This window comes from Leisingera sp. MMG026, assembly GCF_021654205.1.
GTDB lineage: Bacteria > Pseudomonadota > Alphaproteobacteria > Rhodobacterales > Rhodobacteraceae > Leisingera.
Window position 1 is genome coordinate 43,936 of the sequence record NZ_JAKFZM010000005.1, and the last position, 17,329, is coordinate 61,264.

16 protein-coding genes are annotated in these 17,329 nt (G+C 62.7%); 9 read left to right on the top strand and 7 right to left on the bottom strand.

What is annotated here, in order from left to right; all coding sequences use genetic code 11:
- Positions 1 to 63: 63 nt before the first annotated feature.
- From L1069_RS03885 to L1069_RS03915, 7 genes are all read right to left on the bottom strand, one after another.
- Complete coding sequence (locus L1069_RS03885; RefSeq protein WP_129371331.1) at positions 64 to 549, bottom strand: (2Fe-2S)-binding protein; 486 nt, start codon at positions 547 to 549, stop codon at positions 64 to 66.
- A 164-nt stretch (positions 550 to 713) separates the two neighbouring features.
- On the bottom strand, positions 714 to 1,715 hold the full coding sequence (locus tag L1069_RS03890; RefSeq protein ID WP_134829579.1) for a molybdopterin-binding protein: 1,002 nt from the start codon (positions 1,713 to 1,715) through the stop codon (positions 714 to 716).
- The gene (locus tag L1069_RS03895) at positions 1,712 to 2,692 is read right to left on the bottom strand and encodes an XdhC family protein (RefSeq protein ID WP_237454847.1); all 981 of its coding nucleotides are present in this window, start codon (positions 2,690 to 2,692) and stop codon (positions 1,712 to 1,714) included. The genes L1069_RS03890 and L1069_RS03895 overlap by 4 nt, the downstream gene beginning before the upstream one ends.
- A gap of 145 nt (positions 2,693 to 2,837) precedes the next feature.
- Positions 2,838 to 3,428, bottom strand: a complete 591-nt coding sequence (locus tag L1069_RS03900) for a YeeE/YedE thiosulfate transporter family protein (protein WP_134829577.1) — start codon at positions 3,426 to 3,428, stop codon at positions 2,838 to 2,840.
- A gap of 3 nt (positions 3,429 to 3,431) precedes the next feature.
- The gene (locus L1069_RS03905) at positions 3,432 to 3,983 is read right to left on the bottom strand and encodes a YeeE/YedE thiosulfate transporter family protein (RefSeq protein ID WP_237454848.1); all 552 of its coding nucleotides are present in this window, start codon (positions 3,981 to 3,983) and stop codon (positions 3,432 to 3,434) included.
- A 99-nt stretch (positions 3,984 to 4,082) separates the two neighbouring features.
- The gene (locus L1069_RS03910) at positions 4,083 to 5,336 is read right to left on the bottom strand and encodes a VWA domain-containing protein (RefSeq protein WP_237454849.1); all 1,254 of its coding nucleotides are present in this window, start codon (positions 5,334 to 5,336) and stop codon (positions 4,083 to 4,085) included.
- A 61-nt stretch (positions 5,337 to 5,397) separates the two neighbouring features.
- Positions 5,398 to 6,306: a MoxR family ATPase gene (locus tag L1069_RS03915; protein ID WP_237454850.1), complete on the bottom strand. Its 909-nt coding sequence runs from the start codon at positions 6,304 to 6,306 to the stop codon at positions 5,398 to 5,400.
- A 228-nt stretch (positions 6,307 to 6,534) separates the two neighbouring features.
- Between L1069_RS03915 and L1069_RS03920 the strand changes: the two genes are divergently transcribed.
- From L1069_RS03920 to L1069_RS03965, 9 genes are all read left to right on the top strand, one after another.
- On the top strand, positions 6,535 to 7,599 hold the full coding sequence (locus L1069_RS03920) for a glycosyltransferase family 2 protein (protein WP_237454851.1): 1,065 nt from the start codon (positions 6,535 to 6,537) through the stop codon (positions 7,597 to 7,599).
- 151 nt (positions 7,600 to 7,750) lie between these two features.
- Complete coding sequence (locus tag L1069_RS03925) at positions 7,751 to 8,707, top strand: phosphoadenosine phosphosulfate reductase (RefSeq protein WP_134829572.1); 957 nt, start codon at positions 7,751 to 7,753, stop codon at positions 8,705 to 8,707.
- Positions 8,708 to 8,772: 65 nt separating this feature from the next.
- Positions 8,773 to 9,813, top strand: a complete 1,041-nt coding sequence (gene pyrC, locus L1069_RS03930; protein WP_237454852.1) for a dihydroorotase — start codon at positions 8,773 to 8,775, stop codon at positions 9,811 to 9,813.
- 132 nt (positions 9,814 to 9,945) lie between these two features.
- Positions 9,946 to 11,304: a calcium-binding protein gene (locus tag L1069_RS03935; RefSeq protein WP_237454853.1), complete on the top strand. Its 1,359-nt coding sequence runs from the start codon at positions 9,946 to 9,948 to the stop codon at positions 11,302 to 11,304.
- A 178-nt stretch (positions 11,305 to 11,482) separates the two neighbouring features.
- Positions 11,483 to 12,574 (top strand): calcium-binding protein, encoded by a 1,092-nt coding sequence (locus L1069_RS24125; protein ID WP_275423048.1) that lies wholly within the window; start codon positions 11,483 to 11,485, stop codon positions 12,572 to 12,574.
- A 222-nt stretch (positions 12,575 to 12,796) separates the two neighbouring features.
- Complete coding sequence (locus L1069_RS03950; RefSeq protein WP_129371342.1) at positions 12,797 to 13,477, top strand: orotate phosphoribosyltransferase; 681 nt, start codon at positions 12,797 to 12,799, stop codon at positions 13,475 to 13,477.
- A gap of 254 nt (positions 13,478 to 13,731) precedes the next feature.
- Positions 13,732 to 15,252 (top strand): replicative DNA helicase, encoded by a 1,521-nt coding sequence (locus L1069_RS03955; protein ID WP_237454854.1) that lies wholly within the window; start codon positions 13,732 to 13,734, stop codon positions 15,250 to 15,252.
- Positions 15,253 to 15,445: 193 nt separating this feature from the next.
- Positions 15,446 to 16,483, top strand: a complete 1,038-nt coding sequence (gene alr, locus L1069_RS03960; RefSeq protein WP_129371343.1) for an alanine racemase — start codon at positions 15,446 to 15,448, stop codon at positions 16,481 to 16,483.
- Positions 16,480 to 17,262, top strand: coding sequence for an ABC transporter permease (locus L1069_RS03965; RefSeq protein WP_134829566.1), 783 nt, complete (start codon positions 16,480 to 16,482; stop codon positions 17,260 to 17,262). Before alr ends, L1069_RS03965 begins: the two co-directional genes overlap by 4 nt.
- Positions 17,263 to 17,329: the final 67 nt, after the last annotated feature.

A 17,329-nucleotide genomic window follows, 5' to 3' on the forward strand; every position in this document is an offset into this window, starting at 1 on the left:
CCTCTTGGTAATCACTCCTTGTTCAACTCAGGCCGCTCCCTGTCGGCCTGGGGTCGTCATCTGTCACTCTGCCGCGATGGCCGATACATCCTGGCCCGAGGCCGCCAGGATCGCCTTGACGATATTGTGGTAGCCAGTGCAGCGGCACAGGTTGCCCTCAAGGTAGTCGCGGATTTCCGCCTCGGTGGGTTTGGGGTTGTCCTTCAGCAGCGCTGCTGCCGACATCACCATGCCCGGCGTGCAAAAGCCGCATTGCAGCCCGTGGTGGTCCTGGAACGCCTGCTGGATTGTATTCAGCGAGCCGTCGGCATTAGCCTGCCCTTCGATGGTGGCGACCTGCGCGCCCTCGGCCTCCAGCGCCAGCATGGTGCAGGCTTTCACCGCCTGGCCGTCCACATGCACAACGCAGGCGCCGCACTGGCTGGTGTCGCAGCCCACATGGGTGCCGGTCAGGCCCAGCTCCTCGCGCAGGAATGCGGACAGCAGCGTGCGCCCTTCCACGTCGCCGCTGGCAGCCTTGCCGTTCACGGTCATTGAGACCTTGGCCATAGTACCCTCCCTTTAGCTTGTTTTTGTCTGGCTGGGGGGAGTTAACCACGGCGGCAGCGATCCGCGAAGTGTTTTCAGGGCGGTGCCGGCGGTAAAATTCGCGTCAGAGGGGCCTGCCTAGGGTTGTGACCTTGCGTCACAAATCACGTGCCGCAGCGCCGCATTCAACCTTCTGCATCGCGGCGCGGCATCGGGCGGGTGGGGATTTCCTTCAGCAGGCCGCCGACGCCCATCGCGGCAATATCGGCAGAGGTGACCGGAAGGCCGCAAATCACCCGCTCCAGCACCCAATCGGCGCCGTTGAGCGCCGGAGAGCGCGCGCAGCCCGGCAGGCCAATGACAGGCCTGTCCTGAAAGATGCCCAGAAACAACAGGTTGCCGGGATCGACCGGCATCCCGAACCGGGTGACGCTGCCGCCTGCTTTGCGCAAAGCCTCAGGTGCGACATCGTGGGTGTCAGAGGTCGCCGAGCCGGTCAGCACCAGCACCAGCTGCCCCGGTGCCCGGGTGATGGCCTCTGCCAGCGCGTCCTCTCGGTGCGGCACCACAATGCGCGGCGACAGGGGAATGCCCATCCGGTGCAGGCGCCCGGCCATCGCAGCGCGGCCTTTGTCCGGCGGCGTTTCGTCACTCACCTGCGTTTCAATCAGCGTGGCGGAGGAGAACACCGGCGGCAGCACCCGGATCGCATCCCCTGCGCCTTCGCTGGCGCGGCGGATGGCGTCCGCGGCGACGCCATAGGAGATGATCTTGATTGTGGCCAGCATCCCGTCCGCATCGGCGCGGTGATAATCCGGCACTGTGGCAACGGTGATCATCGGGTCCGCCGCGTTGACGGCCTCCAGCTTGGCCCGGTCCAGCCGCACCAGACCAGAGCGGTCGGCATAGAGGTTCACCCGGCCCGTACCTGCACCGGAAATGCGAACGCCCTGCGCCGACGGGTCCGGTACCAGCGCATGTCCAAGCGCAGCTGCGGCGGCGTCTTCGTGCAGATCGGCCGGGTCGAGCCGGGCGACGGTCAGGGTTTCATGACCCGCTGCGGCGAGGTCCTGGAGGTCATCAGCCCTCAGCACCGTGCCCTTGGCGACCTTGCGGCTGGCGCCCTGCAAGGAATGCGCGAGGATGGCGCCCTTGGCCTGTTGCAGCGGGACGGGTCCGAATCTCATGGCTGCTTGCCGCGCAGCACGGCGGTCATTTCGGCCAGAATGGACACGGCGATTTCCGCAGGGCCGGCGGCGCCGATATCAAGGCCGATAGGGCCGTGGATGCGGTTGATTTGGATTTCGCTGAAGCCGGCGCCCTGCATCCGCGCCACCCGGGCGGCTTGGGTTTTCTTCGATCCCAGGGCGCCGATGTAGAACACATCTGCCTTCAGGGCCGCTTGCAGTGCCGGATCGTCCAGTTTCGGATCATGGGTCAGCAACACCAGCGCGGTGCGGCTGTCGAGACCGAGCTTTGCCACCGCCTCGTCCGGCCAGTCGTCCATCAGCATCTCGCCGGGGAAGCGTTCCGGCGAGGCAAAGGCGGCGCGCGGGTCGATGATCACCACGTCATACCCCGCGATCCGCGCCATCGGCACCAGCGCCTGGGTGATGTGGACCGCGCCGACGCAGACCAGACGCAGCGGCGGGTTGTGAACGGCCACAAAGGTTTCGCCGTCGTCTTCCAGGCCTGAGCGGTCCAGGCGCATCCGGTCGGGGTATCCATCTCGGACCAGGCGGCGGGCGCCGGTGGCAAGGTTCACCTCATAGGCCACGGGCGTGCGGTTGGCGCGGGCCTCTGCCAGTTCCTGCAGCAGGTCCGTGGGCAGCGCCGAGCCGACCGGCTCCACCAGCACCTTGATGGTGCCGCCGCAGGCCAGGCCGACGGCAAAGGCGTCCGCGTCGCTGACGCCGAATTCCAGCAAGCGGTGGCGGCCGTCCTGCAGTGCATCAAGTGCTTCGGCCACCACGGCGCCCTCGACGCAGCCGCCGGAGACGGAGCCTTCGATCTTGCCATCTCCTGAGACCGCCAGCTGCGAACCGGTGCGGCGCGGGGCGGATCCCCAGGTCTGCACCACGGTGGCCAGCGCCGCTCCTGAACCGGAACGGTGCCATTCCAGGGCTGTCTCAGGCGCGTTCTCAAACGGGTTTGCGGTATGCATGCGGCGTCCTCCCCGCCGGTTTGCCCGGCTTTGAACCTCAAAGGTCGGGGTTTGGTGGCTTGGATTCAAGCGGGAAGTTGCGGCGTCCAAACAGAAAACACCCGCCGGACCAGGCGGGCGCTTGGGGTTTGCTTGGGTGCGGTGGTTACTCCGCCGGCTGCAGTTCAGCCTTTTGCGGCACCAGCCGCTGCGGCAGGGCAAAGGCCAGTGCGATGAAACCAAGGCCCAGAATGATGCCCAGCAGATCGCCGGGCAGCGCAGTCAGCCCCTCGTATTTGGCGCCTGGAACGGTGCCGAGGGTGACCTTGCCGCCCGCAATGCTGTCCAGCAGGCCGCTGGCCTTCCACGACGGGTAGGTCGCCATATAGGCAGCCGCGCCCAAGAGCCCGCCTGCGATGAAGAACAGCGCGTCCTTGCGGCCCGAAGCGGCGGCGACAACGCCGGTGCCCGGGCAATAGCCCGACAGCGCCCAACCGGCACCCAGCATCAACCCGCCGATGAAAACACCGGCATAGGCGGTCTTCACAGACATATGGCCGACATCGACAAGCCCCGCCATCTGGCCGCCGAACATCAGCACCGATCCGGTGCCGATTGCCAGCAGGATGGCTTTGGCGAGGTTCAGGTTGGTAAGGTTCAGCATCTTGCCGATAAAGCCGGGGTTTGACGCCCCGATCCGGTCCAGCACCGCACCAAAGGCAGCGCCGGTTACAATTGCCAATAAGATGGTTGTCATGGCTCAGGCCTCCTTTTTGAACAGCAGCAGCGAGACGGGGATGGCAGCGGCAAAGGCACCGGTGGCGAAGATATAGCCGGAGAGCGCGGTTTGCATCATGCCGGACATCATGTGCCCCGAGGTGCAGCCGCCAGCGAGGCGCGCGCCGTACAGCACGATGAATCCGCCCAGGAAAGCCGCGGCGTATCGTTTCATCCGGCAGCCGCCGAAGTTGGCACGCCAGAGCGCGGGGATTGTCCGCTCAGCCTGCGGGATGCCGCCGCGCAGCCTGGCCGACAGCAACCCGCCCAGCGCCATCGCCAGCACAAAAACAAAGCTGTAGTTCAGCGGGCTGGAGACGGCCCTGGCATATTTGCCGCCGGATTTTGCCAGATAGGCGTTGGTGGAGGTGGTGCCTTCGGCGGTTTCTGTCACCAGTCCGGGGAACACCGCATCCGCGATAATGCCGTCCAGGATCACAAATTGCGTTGAAACCCCGATGGGTTTGACCAGCAGCACCGCCAGAAAGAACACCAGCCCCAGCATGAGGCCTCCGGCTTTCCAGTTGAGAGTCATGTCAGCTCCTTTCGCACGTTACATTCTGATTTCAGAATATAACGCGGAAGCGGGGAGCGGATTGATCCAGATCAATTAACATTCCGTTTCTGGAATTCGTTAATCGAGCATTGCCACCAGCCTGGCTTTCTCGCCCGCATCGGAGGGGCTGGAGATCACCTGTGCCAGATCCTGCAGCGAGGCGATGGAATGGCCCGCGCGGAAACTGTCGGTATAGGGCAGCATGGCGCGGATGCCCTGCGCCCTTGGGGCAAAGCCGTCCCAGCGCAACAGCGGGTTCAACCAGATCAGGCGGCGCGACGACAGCTGCAACCGCTGCATCTCGCGGGCCAAAGCCTCCGGGTCGCCGCGGTCCAGCCCGTCGGTGATCAAAAGCACCACCGCGCCCTGCCCCATCACCCGGCGCGACCAGTCGCGGTTGAAGGCGTGCAGGCAGTCGCCGATCCGGGTACCGCCCTCCCAGTCCTGCGCCTCTGATCCTGCTGCGGCCAGGGCCGCGTCCACGTCGCGCTGATGCAGATGGCGGGTGATATTTGTCAGCCGGGTGCCGAAAGTGAAGCCATGCACCCTGGCCCAGCCTTGTCCATTTGCATTGGCGGCGGCGTGCAGGAAATGCAGGATGATGCGGCTGTACTGGCTCATCGAGCCGGAGATATCGCAAAGCACCACCAGATTTGGCCAGCGGATGCGGCGCTTGGCGCGGGCGATCTGCTGCAATTCGCCGCCCTGGCGGGCTGTATTGCGCAAAGTGCGGCGCCAGTCGGGACGTGTCCCCTGCACTGAGGCCATCAGGCGGCGCGACTGGATCGGTGTTACCGGCAGGGTGAGCTGCGCAAGGATGCGTTTGGCGGCGGCAATCTCTGACGTGCTCATCTGTTCGAAATCGAGGGTTCTGAGGCGTTCTTCGGCTGACATGGTGAGGGTGGTGTCCACCTCAACCTCGGTGCCGTCCTCATCATTGTCCGGTGTCTCCGGCTGGTCCTGCATACCGTCCAGCAGCGCCTCGGCCGCGCGTTTTTCCGCCGGTTTGGCGGCGCGGTCCTCCTGTACGCCGCGGATAGCGGGCAGCATGGCGGCCATCATGTGTTCCAGATAGCGCGGGTCGCGCCAGAACAGGCGGAAGACCTGGGCGAAGACCGCCCGTTGCTCGGGCTTGGTCACGAAACAGGCGTGCAAGGCCCAGTAGAAATCCGTCCGGCTGGTGAATCCTGCGGCGGCCACCGCCTGTACCGCATCCAGCACCCGGCCCGGACCGATCGGCAGACCCGCCTTGCGCAGGGCGCGGGCGAAATGGGTGAGGTTCTGGACCAGCTTGGGGTGGTCCGGCAGGGTGAACGGCGGAGTGTCAGGCACTAGGGCAGCTCATGGGGGCGCTGCCCCCAAACCCCCGGAGTATTTCTGGAAAGATGAACCATCAGGCCGCATCCAGGCTTGCCCGGGCCTGATCCAGGATGCGTTTGGCCTCGGAGCCGTGCAGGCGGGCGATGTCGTCCTGGTATTTGAGGATGGCGCCCAGGGTGTCTGCGATGACCTCGGGGCTGAGGGCGATCACGTCGAGGGCCAGCAGGCAATTGGCCCAGTCGATTGTTTCGGCGACCCCCGGTTTCTTGAACAGGTCTTCGGTGCGCAAGGATTGCACGAAGGCGACGATTTCGCGGCTGAGCTGCTGGCTGGCCTTGGGCGCGCGGGCGTTAAGGATTTCGACCTCGCGGGGGAAATCCGGGTAGTCGACCCAATGATAGAGACAGCGGCGTTTCAGCGCGTCATGCACTTCCCGCGTCCGGTTGGAGGTGAGGATGACGATCGGCGGCTCCGGCGCCTGGATGGTGCCAAGCTCGGGGATCGTCACCTGGAAATCGCTGAGCGCCTCCAGGAGGAAAGCCTCGAACGGTTCATCGGTGCGGTCGATTTCGTCGATCAGCAGGACGGGGGCGCCGTGCTCATCCGGGCGCATCGCCTGCAACAGCGGGCGTTCGATCAGGTAATCGGCGGAGAAGAGTTCCGCCTGCAGGGCGGCGCGTTCGGCGCTGCCTGCGGCCTCGGCGGTGCGGATGGCGACCATCTGGGCGGCGAAATTCCATTCATAGACGGCGCTGGCGGCATCCAGCCCCTCGTAGCATTGCAGCCGGATCAGGCGGCGGCCCAGTGCGGCGGCAATGGCCTTGGCGATCTCGGTTTTGCCGGTGCCGGCCTCGCCCTCCAGAAACAGCGGGCGGCCCAGTTTCAACGATAGGAACACCACGGTGGCCAGAGACCTGCCGCAGACATAGCCCTGCTCTGCCAGCATCTGCTGAACCTGACCGATGGATTGCGCCTGCTGCATGTTGTGCCTCCCTTTGCCAAGGTCAAAAGGCCATGCAGCGCGCCATCGGTCAAGCCGTGCGCTGCGAAGACGCTGCTGCGGCCGCGGGAAGGGTTTGTATTGCAGCGGCCTTTGGATAAGACTGGCGGCGAAGCGGAAAGAAAGCCGAGCCATGAAAAACCAACCCCTGAAGCGGTATCACCCGGCAGCGCAGCGCGGCGTCTTGGTCAGCGGGCAGGACTGAAGCCGATGCGGGTTCTGGCAATTCTGTGCGTGCGCAATGAGGGCGCGTTCCTGCTGGAATGGCTGGCCCATCACCGGGCTGCAGGGTTTACCGATTTCCTGGTGTTCTCAAACGATTGCCAGGACGGCACCGATCACATGCTGGACCGGTTGCAGGACATGGGTCAGCTGGTCCATGTCCGCAATGAAGGCCCGTATGACAAAGGCGGCATTCAGTTCACCGCATTGAAGCAGGCCGACCGGCATCCGCTGATGAAGCAGGCCGATTGGGTGCTGGTGCTGGATATCGACGAATTCGCCTGCATCAAGACCGGCGATGGCAAAGTGGCGGATCTGCTGGCGGCGCTGCCTGAGGCCGATGCGGTGACGCTGACCTGGCGGCTGTTCGGCAACGCAGGCGCCGTGCGGTATAAGGATGCGCCGGTGACCGCGCAATTCACCCGCTGCGCGCCGGAGGTCATTCACTGGCCATGGCGGGCGGTGATGTTCAAGACGCTGTACCGCAATGACGGCACCTACAGGAAATGCGGGGTTCACCGGCCCCGTGATATCCGCAGCGCGGCGCAGCTGGACAGCTTCCGCTGGTATGACTGCGAAGGCCGCGAACTGGGCAAGGCGTTTAAGACCAAGCGGCTGTTTTCCAATTACGGCCAGCCCAACGGGCGGCTGGCGCAGCTGAATCATTACCCGCTGGGGGCGATGGAAAGCTATGTGCTGAAGGCCGACCGCGGAAGGGTCAACCGGCAGGCGGAGCTGGGCATGGATTACTGGGTTGAGCGCAATTACTGCAGCGCCGAGGATACCTCTATTGCCCGTTACGGCACAGACTGCGCGGGTCTTCAGGCCGGGCTGATGGAGGATCCGGACCTGGCCCGGCTGCACCGCGGAGCAGTGGCCTGGCGCCATGCCCGGTTTGCCGGGCTGATGACACAGGAACCCTATCGGGCGCTGTTCGCGCGCCTGCTGATGACGCCCCCTGCCCGCCCGATAAGCCCGGCAGCCGCCGATCTGCTGCGCAGCTTTGCCATTCCGGACCAAGCCGCTCCGCAGCCTCCGGAGGACAGCAGCTGAGGCTTCGCTGCCGACACTGGCAAAAGGCCGCCGAAAGAACCGCGCGCTGCCTCATTCAGGCATGGGTTTTTCCAATTTTGGCCTTAATTGTCACCTAAATGTAAATCCAAACAGCAGGCAGGAACCCTTTGGGGCAAAGAGGACAGCAGGCATGCAGGACGGACTTGAAAATCTGGATGAAGACCTTTCCGGGCTGAAGCCTGCCCAGTGGAAGGCCCGGATGGCGGCCCTGGCCGAAGAGCATGGCATGTACCAGCCGCTTGGCGACAAGCATTTCGCCACTTTTATCGACCAGGGCAATACGCTTTTGGTAACGTTTGAAACCATGCAGGGCATTCATAACCTGTCGGATCAGGCGCAGCCGCTGGGGTTTGACCTGGTGAAGAACCTGGGCTGGTCGCATATGTGCGTGGTCTCGGACGGCGACACCTGGTTCCGCGAAGGCCGTATCTATGGTTTTTTCGACCAGCTGATCGACGACGGGTTTTTCGACGAATTCGACAAAGTGATCTTTTACGGTGCGGGCCCCTGCGGTTATGCGGCGGCAGCCTATTCGGTGGCCTCGCCGGGTGCGGTGGTGGTTGCGGTGCAGCCGCAGGCGACCCTGGACCCGCGGATGACCGAATGGGATGACCGGTTTGCCGATATGCGGCGCCTGTCCTTCACCGACCGGTACGGCTATGCACCCGACATGCTGGACGCCGCTGATCAGGCCTATGTGATCTATGACCCGCAGGAACAGCTGGACGCCATGCATGCCTCGCTGTTTGCACGCAAGAACGTGACGCGGCTGCGGGTGCCGCATCTGGGCGATGCGGTGCAGACCCGGCTGATCGAAATGGAGATGCTGTATCACATTCTGTCGCTGGCAGGCAGCCGCAAGCTGACCGGCGGCGCCTTTCACAAGCTGCTGCGCAGCCGCCGCAACAATTCTTTCTTCCTGCGCAATCTGCTGAAAAACCTGGAACGGCAGGACCGCCCGTTCCTGATGGCGCTGTTGTGCCGCAATGTGACCGAGCGGATGCGGGCCCCGCGGTTCCGCCGCCGCCTGCAGGAACTGGAAACCCGCGCCGAAGAAGGCGAGTTCACCTTTCCTGCAAAGCCCTGAGCGGCGCCTGTCCCGGGCGCATTCATCCGCTTCTTTTCTGCCCGCCTCTGTGCTAGGCGGGCAGCATGACCCAGACGCTGACCATCCCCCGCCCCGACGATTGGCACCTGCATCTGCGCGATGGCGCGATGCTGGAGGCCGTGCTGCCCGAAACCGCCCGCCATTTCGGCCGCGCAATCATCATGCCGAACCTGGTGCCGCCAGTGGTGACCGGGGCGCAGGCCGCGGCCTACCGCGACCGCATTCTGGCGGCGCTGCCCGCGGACATGGCGTTTGAACCGCTGATGACACTGTACCTGACCGAGGACACCGACCCCGCGGACGTCGCCGCGGCGCACGCCAGCGGGCTGGTCAAGGCCGTGAAACTGTACCCGGCGGGGGCCACCACCAATTCGGCCTCGGGCGTCAGCGATTTCAGCAAGGTGCGCGGCGTGCTGGAGAAGATGGCTGAGATCGGCCTGCCGCTGTGCGTGCATGGCGAAGTGACTGACCCCGATATAGATATTTTCGACCGCGAGGCGGTGTTCATCGACCGGGTCCTGGACCCGATCCGCAAATCCACCCCCGGCCTGCGCGTGGTGATGGAGCATATCACCACCAAAAACGGCGTCGATTATGTGAAATCCAATGCCGCGGATCTGGGGGCGACAATCACCACGCACCATCTGATCATCAATCGCAACCACATCCTGGTGGGCGGCATCAAGCCGCATTACTATTGCCTGCCGGTCGCCAAGCGCGAAGAGCACCGTCTGGCGTTGCGCGTTGCCGCCACCTCGGGCGATGCGCGGTTTTTTCTGGGTACCGATTCCGCGCCCCATACCGATCCGAACAAGGAAAGCGGCTGCGGCTGTGCCGGCTGTTTCACCGCCACCAACACCATGTCCCTGCTGGCGCATGTGTTCGAAGAGGAAGGCGCGCTGGACAAGCTTGCGGGCTTTGCCTCGGAAAACGGTCCGGCGTTTTACGGCCTGCCGGTGAGCAGCGAGATACTGAGCTTAGCCAAGAGCGATGCACCGGTGGTCTTCCCGGAGAAGATTGAGACCGGCGATGGGCCTGTCACCGTGTTCGATCCGGGATTTGATGTTCACTGGCGTGCGGAATAGCAACACCTGTTCACTAATCCTTTACGATCTTACCCCTTGCCCTTGCCCGGAATCAGCGCGCCCACTCAATTACTGGGCCAATAGTTCCCGCCAGCAATTGGCGCTGGCAATTTTCCGGTAAAGGGCAAGGGTATGACAACATTTACGTTCAGCGGGCTTCGGGTTGATTACGAAAACGGCGATGCTGTAGCGGCAAAAGAGACCGACGCATCGATTATCGTTTCCTCTGCGTCGTCGGCATTTTCCTATTCGATCACCGGCCATGATGCCGACGGTGTTGCGATCATCAATGTGTCGGACGATATTCAACAGGTCATCGCGGACGGAACGAACCTGGACGCACCGAATTTTCCGGTGGTATCGGAAGAAACCCAGATCACCCGTGTGACTTGGCCCGGCGGCACCAGCACGGTGCTGATCCTCGCCTTTGAAACCGGTGGAAACAGCGACACCGAGTTTTACTTTGTCATCGACGGGCCGCAGATACCGGATATCAGCACTCTGTCTGACTGGAATGATTTCGACGACTCGATCACCGGCCTGTCGGACCCCACCGGCGCCTATGGCCCGGGCCAGAGCATCGCTTGGTCGTCAATCGACGGCGCAACCACAAGCCAGGACGATGAATTCTGGGGCACTCCCGGCCGCAACATCTTTAACGGCGGCAAGGGAGACGACTATTTCTCCAGCTCCGACGGACGCGATACTTATAACGGCGGCGCTGGCAGTTTTGACCAGGTCTCCTTTACCGGGGACCCCAATGGCGTGACTGCGCATCTTGGCACCGGCAAAGCAACTGACGGCTGGGGCAGAACCGACACCCTGAAAAGCATCGAAGTGCTGCGGGGATCGGCTTTTGACGACAGTCTTAGCGGCAGCGGCAAAAACAACACCTTCCGCGGGGTCGAAGGCAACGACACCATCAAAGGCGGCAAAGGCCGCGATGAGGTCCGCTATGACCGCGACGAACGCTATGGCGGCGAGGACGGCGCAACTGTCAACCTGTCCAAAGGCTTTGCCATTGACGGCTTTGGCGACCGCGACACGCTGAAAAGCATCGAAAACGCGCGCGGTACTGACAGCGGCGACAAGATTACCGGCAGCAGCACCGGCAACCGCATTATGGGGCTGGCCGGCAACGACACCCTGTCCGGCAAGGGCGGAAGTGACACGATTTTTGGCGGCGGCGGCAAGGACAGGATCAATGGTGACGGCGGCAACGATCTGTTGTCCGGCGAAGGCGGTGCAGACCGGTTCATTTTCAAAGGCACGTTTGGTGACGACACGGTATCCGACTTCTCGACGGCGGGGCGCAAAGAAAAGATCGACCTGTCTGATGTCGCAACCATCAAGCACTTCCGCGATCTGAAGAACAACCATCTGTCCGAAAACGATGACGGCGATGCGGTGATCCGCGACAACCGGGGCAATACAATCACCCTGGAAGACATCGCGGTGGCAGACCTGTCCGGCAACGACTTTCTGTTCTGATCCCGAACCGCAGGTGCCGGCCTGAAAAGCCGGCGACGAAAGACAGTAAAAAGGCCTGTGCTCCGGCACGGGCCTTTTGTTTGCTATTTCAAACAGCTGGCGCTTTACACTTGAAAGACGAGCCTGCAAGTGTAGTTTCAACTTTGATTTAAATAAGTTCTTTTTGGGGTGAACACCTATGACGACCTATACGCTTTCAGGCTTCGGCGTCGGTAAATTTTCTTTGTTCGATCCTGCCGGGGGGGGATGGGTGCAGACCGGTCTGAAACTCAGACTGACGGTTCCGGATGGCGAAGGGTTTACGTTTTCGCCAACCCGGGTTCACGAAGACAAGGTTGATATCGAACCCGGTGATCACGTTTCCGGCCTGACGCGGACCCAAGGCGAGGCCGCTGACGGAACGCAGTATGGCACGCTGGACGCTGGATACTCGCTGTCGGAAATTTCGTGGGACGGCGGCAAGACCGTGGTTCTGACAATGCACAGCATGAGTGTTCACCAGGCTGTCTACGCGCTGAGCGGCGATCCGCTGCCGGAGATTGGCAGTTACAGCGACTACGCGGCCTTTGAAGGCTCGATCACCCAGCGATCCCCTGTCACCACCTCCCTGCAACCCGGTCAAGTCCTGGAGTGGGCCCTGGGCACGGTGGACGTTTCGCAACGCGACAGGCTCATCGGAACCGACCGGGATGATACGCTGAAGGGCGGTGCCGGGGCTGACACCATCAAAGGCGGCGCGGGCGACGACGTTGTGAAAGGCGGGTCCGGCAGCGACAAGCTGGCCGGAATTTCAGGCGATGACACGTTGTCCGGCCAAAGGGGCGAAGACAGGCTGAACGGCGGCAGAGGCAGGGACAGCCTGGATGGTGGCAGGGGGGACGACGCGCTGAAAGGCGGCAAAGGCCGGGATACGCTGGATGGCGGTGCAGGGCACGATACCCTGCATGGCGGCTCCGGGCGGGACACGCTCGATGGCGGCTATGGCGATGATCTTTTGACCGGCGGATCAGGCGACGACACTTTTGTGTTTTTTGACGTGTTTGGCGACGACACCATTACCGACTTTGATGCCTCCAGCAGCGGTGAAAAGATTGACCTGAGCACGGTGTCCAGCATCACGGATATGACCGATCTGCTGGACAACCACATCCGGGAAGACGGCGAAAACGTCGTGATCGAGGACGTACACGGCAGCACCATCACGCTGGAAAATGTGCAGCTGGCGGATCTGGACGAAACGGATTTCAATTTCGAATTGCCCGAATGGTAGCCTGTACTCGTTTCAGCCAAGCAGCCTGCCGGCATCGACACCCCTGCCCCCGTTGTTGAAACACTCTGGGCCTGCGAAGACTACCCAGCCCCCCAGGAATGGAACTTGGTCTGATCTGAACATCAGAGGGCAGCATTGGCCTGCTGCCCTTCCGGGGGTTCAAACCGGCGGCGTTCCGGTTTAAGGACAGCAAAACCGCTGCCGCAAAGGATGCCTGCCGCCATGATCCCATCGTCCTATCCGTCTCAAGAAGAAATCGCCCGCCTGTCGGCCCGGATGCTGCTGGAAATCGGTGCGGTGAACTTTAACACCGAGACACCTTATACGCTGGCCTCCGGCCTGCCCTCGCCCAGCTATATCGACTGCCGCAAGCTGATTTCCTTTCCGCGGATCCGCTCGACGCTGATGGATTTCATGACCGTCACCGTGATGCGCAACGCAGGCTTTGAAGCGTTCGACAATATCGCCGGCGGTGAGACTGCGGGCATTCCCTTTGCTGCCCTGGTCGCCGAACGCATGGCACTGCCGATGACCTATGTGCGCAAGAAGCCCAAGGGCTATGGCAAGAACGCCCGCATCGAAGGTGCGATGAGCGAAGGCGAACGGGTGCTGCTGGTCGAGGATCTGACCACCGATGGCGGATCGAAGCTGTCGTTTGTCGATGCGATCCGCGAGACCGGCGCCAGCTGCGGCCACACCGCAGTGATTTTCTATTACGACATCTTCCCGGAAACCACCAAGACCCTCGGCGATCACGGGGTGGAACTGCACTATCTTTGCACCTGGTGGGATGTGCTGGCCGAAGCCCGCGCGCAAGGCGCGTTCAGCACCGAGACGCTGGATGAGGTGGAAACCTTCCTGAAGGATCCGCGCGCCTGGCAGGACGCGCATAAATCCGCTTAACGCCAGGGAAAGCGTTACGGGGCGGCCTGTGGACAAAGCCGCCTCGAATCATATTCTGCGCCAATTGAGATGCAGATATAGACTTCTTCCCAGATCGCGCCACATCATATAGTCTGCATAGGGCAGGCATACTGGCCTTTCCGGTAAACAGCCCACAGGCCCCGTGCGGATATCCACAAGGGATCCACAGAGATTCCCAGATAGGAGAAACGCCCTTGGCGCCCTATAAGGCGGGCTTAGTGACGAGAGCAGTGATGAACGAAATTACCCCTTTCGACGGCGATATGCCGCCTCTGGCCCCGATGCCGGAACCTGCCGCACCGCAATCTGCGATGCCGGACAATGAACTGCCGCATTCGGTGGAGGCGGAACAGCAGCTCTTGGGTGCGATCCTGACCAACAACGAGGTCTATGACAAGATCGCGCTGATCATCGACTCGTCGCATTTCTATGATCCGGTGCATGCCCGGATCTATGAAGTGGCCGCGGCGCGGATTTCCAAGAACGCGCTGGCCTCGCCAGTGACGCTGAAGGCGTTCCTGGAAGACCACGAGGGGCTGAAGGAGCTGGGCGGTCCGGCCTATCTGGCCAAACTGGCCGGCGCGTCGATCTCGGCCTTTGCGGTGCGGGATTACGCACAGATGATCTACGATCTGGCGATCCGGCGCGAGCTGATCGCCCTGGGCCACAGCATTGCGGAAAAGGCGCGCCGCGTTGACGTGGCATCAGAACCTAAAGAGCAGATCGTTGAGGCAGAACAATCGCTGTATCAGCTGGCCGAACAGGGCCAGACCGAAAGCGGTTTCAAGTCGTTCCTGAAAGCCGTCACAGAAGCGGTTAATGTGACCAACGAGGCGTATCAGCGGGGTGGCGGCATGGCCGGCATCTCGACGGGCCTGATGGACCTCGACAAACAACTTGGCGGCCTGCATCCCTCGGACCTTCTGATCCTCGCGGGCCGCCCCTCTATGGGCAAGACATCGCTGGCGACCAACATCGCCTTTAATGTCGCCAAGGCCTATAAACGCGGGATAAAACCCGACGGTTCGGAGGGCGCACTGGACGGCGGCGTGGTTGGCTTCTTCAGCCTCGAGATGAGCGCCGAGCAGCTGGCCGGGCGTATTCTGGCGGAAGCGTCTGAGATTTCATCGCACAAGATCCGCCAGGGTGACATGACCGAAGGCGAATTCCGCCGCTTTGTGCAGGCGGCCAAGGATCTGGAAAGCTGCCCGCTGTTCATTGACGACACGCCTGCAATTCCGATTTCGCAGCTGGCCGCACGGGCGCGCCGCCTGAAGCGGACGCATGGGCTGGACCTTCTGGTGATCGACTATCTGCAGCTGTGCCGCGGCATGGCCGAAAACAGGGTGAACGAGATTGCCGAAATCTCAATGGGGATGAAGGCGATTGCCAAGGAATTGAACATCCCGGTGATCGCGCTGTCGCAGCTGTCGCGTCAGGTAGAAAACCGCGAAGACAAGCGCCCGCAGCTGTCGGACCTGCGGGAATCCGGCTCGATCGAGCAGGACGCCGACGTGGTGATGTTTGTGTTCCGAGAGGAATATTACAAGGAACGGGAAAAGCCGGGCGACCACGAGCTGGACAGGATGGAAGAGTGGAAGCAGGCGATGGAGAGCCTGCACGGCAAGGCGGATGTCATTGTCGGCAAACAGCGCCACGGCCCCATCGGCACCGTGACCCTGACATTCGAGGCGCAATTCACCCGCTTTGGCAACCTGGCCAAAGCCTGGCAGCAGGGGCAGGAAGACTACTGATCCCGGCCGGTTTGGACCTGGGTCCGGTCTACCTGTGCCAGGGCCTGGCAGATCACAGGATTGTCAGTGCCCCGGCACCAGCCCGGTCCGCCCCCCCGCTGGACCGGGCTTATTTGTTTGATGGCGGCGGAGCTCTGCCGCCATTCCGGTTTTTCCCACTTGACCTGCGGTCTCCCCATGTCATGAACACCGCATGAGCACGGCAAGATTGACAATCAACCTGGATGCGCTGGCCACCAACTGGCGGAATCTGGATGCGCTGACCACCTGCGAAACCGCAGCCGTGGTCAAGGCGAACGGCTATGGCCTGGATGCGGGCCGCGTCGGCAAGGCGCTGGCAAAGGCGGGCGCGCGCAATTTCTTTGTGGCGGCGGCGGAAGAAGGCGGCGCGTTGCGCCGTGCGCTTGGCCCCGGCCCCGGTATTTCGGTGTTTTCCGGCCATATGGCGGGTGACGCCAAGCTGTTGAAGGATTTCCAGCTGACGCCGATGCTGAACTCATTGGACCAGATGCTGCGCCATTTCGAGGCCCTGCCGGGCCATGCCTTCGGGGTGCAGCTGGACAGCGGCATGAACCGGCTGGGGATGGAGTATAGCGAATGGGCAGCGGTGGCCGAGATCGCCCTGGGCCAGAATCCGGTTCTGCTGATGTCGCATCTGGCCTGCGCCGATGAGCCCGGCCACGCGATGAACGCGCAGCAATTGCAAACCTTCCGCGATATGACCGACGGGCTGGAGATCCCCCGTTCGCTGGCCGCCACCGGCGGCATGCTGCTGGGCGCGGAATACCATTTCGACCTTTGCCGCCCCGGTATCGGGCTTTATGGCGGGCTGCCGTTCAAGGACGCACTGCCGGTGGTGCAGCTGGACCTGCCGGTCATTCAGCTGCGCGATCTGGAACCGGGTGAGACTGCCGGTTACGGCAACAGCTGGACAGCCAAGCGCCCCAGCCGCATCGCCACCGTCGCCGCGGGCTATGCCGACGGGCTGCACCGGGCGATGGGCAATGGCGGCATCCAGGTTTTTGCGGGCCGCACCCCCTGCCCGGTCGTAGGCCGGGTCTCGATGGATCTGATAACCGTGGACGTGACCGATCTGGCTGAGGTGCCTGAGGCGCTGTCGATCCTCAATGAGCAGCAGACCGTGGACACGCTGGCCGATGCGGCCGGCACCATCGGCTATGAAATCCTGACCTCTACCGGTCACCGCTATGCACGGACTTATCAGGGATGAACCCTATTGCCCTTCTGGCCCGGCTGGGCCGCACCGCATTGGCCGGGCTGTCTGCTGTTGGCCGCGCCGCACTGTTTGCACTGCGCGCCTTCAGCCATATGGTCCGCCCGCCCTATTACCCGCGCGAGCTGCTGCAGGCGCTTTTGAACATCGGCTGGCTGTCGCTGCCGGTTGTCGGTCTGACCGCGATCTTCACCGGCGGCGCGCTGGCACTGCAGATCTATGCCGGCGGCGCGCGCTTTAATGCCGAGGCGGTGGTGCCGCAGATCGTCGCCATTGGCATGGTGCGCGAGCTTGGCCCGGTGCTGGTCGGGCTGATGATTGCGGCGCGCGTGACCTCATCCATCGCGGCGGAGATCGCCACCATGAAGGTGACCGAGCAGATCGACGCGCTGGTCACACTTTCGACCCATCCGATGAAATACCTGGTCGCACCCCGCGTGCTGGCGGCGCTGATCACCGTGCCGGTGCTGGTGGGAGTCGGCGACATTATCGGCATCATGGGCGGCTATACGGTGGCGGTGCAGAACCTCGGTTTCAATTCGGCGGCCTACCTGAAAAACACCGTAGATTTCCTGGAGCCGCTCGACATTATCTCCTCTCTGGTCAAGGGCGCCGCCTTTGGCACCATCGCGGCGATGATGGGCTGCTATTACGGCATGCAGTCGGGCCGCGGCGCCCAGGGCGTGGGCCGCGCCACCAAAGGGTCTGTTGAATCCGCTGCAGTGCTGATACTGGCCGCCAACTTTGTTCTGACAGGGGTGTTCTTCTCGCTATGATCCGGACATGCGGGACACTCGCGTTAGCAGTCGTTCTGGCTGGCTGTGCTCAGCCGGAATATAGAAT

Coding starts and splice junctions, on each gene's coding strand:
- L1069_RS03935 (WP_237454853.1), top strand. CDS start 9,946: ATGACAACATTTACGTTCAGCGGGCTTCGGGTTGATTACGAAAACGGC.
- L1069_RS03900 (WP_134829577.1), bottom strand. CDS start 3,428: ATGACAACCATCTTATTGGCAATTGTAACCGGCGCTGCCTTTGGTGCG.
- alr (WP_129371343.1), top strand. CDS start 15,446: ATGAGCACGGCAAGATTGACAATCAACCTGGATGCGCTGGCCACCAAC.
- L1069_RS03965 (WP_134829566.1), top strand. CDS start 16,480: ATGAACCCTATTGCCCTTCTGGCCCGGCTGGGCCGCACCGCATTGGCC.
- pyrC (WP_237454852.1), top strand. CDS start 8,773: ATGACCCAGACGCTGACCATCCCCCGCCCCGACGATTGGCACCTGCAT.
- L1069_RS03905 (WP_237454848.1), bottom strand. CDS start 3,983: ATGACTCTCAACTGGAAAGCCGGAGGCCTCATGCTGGGGCTGGTGTTC.
- L1069_RS03950 (WP_129371342.1), top strand. CDS start 12,797: ATGATCCCATCGTCCTATCCGTCTCAAGAAGAAATCGCCCGCCTGTCG.
- L1069_RS03925 (WP_134829572.1), top strand. CDS start 7,751: ATGCAGGACGGACTTGAAAATCTGGATGAAGACCTTTCCGGGCTGAAG.
- L1069_RS03955 (WP_237454854.1), top strand. CDS start 13,732: ATGAACGAAATTACCCCTTTCGACGGCGATATGCCGCCTCTGGCCCCG.
- L1069_RS03890 (WP_134829579.1), bottom strand. CDS start 1,715: ATGAGATTCGGACCCGTCCCGCTGCAACAGGCCAAGGGCGCCATCCTC.
- L1069_RS03915 (WP_237454850.1), bottom strand. CDS start 6,306: ATGCAGCAGGCGCAATCCATCGGTCAGGTTCAGCAGATGCTGGCAGAG.
- L1069_RS03895 (WP_237454847.1), bottom strand. CDS start 2,692: ATGCATACCGCAAACCCGTTTGAGAACGCGCCTGAGACAGCCCTGGAA.
- L1069_RS24125 (WP_275423048.1), top strand. CDS start 11,483: ATGACGACCTATACGCTTTCAGGCTTCGGCGTCGGTAAATTTTCTTTG.
- L1069_RS03885 (WP_129371331.1), bottom strand. CDS start 549: ATGGCCAAGGTCTCAATGACCGTGAACGGCAAGGCTGCCAGCGGCGAC.
- L1069_RS03920 (WP_237454851.1), top strand. CDS start 6,535: ATGCGGGTTCTGGCAATTCTGTGCGTGCGCAATGAGGGCGCGTTCCTG.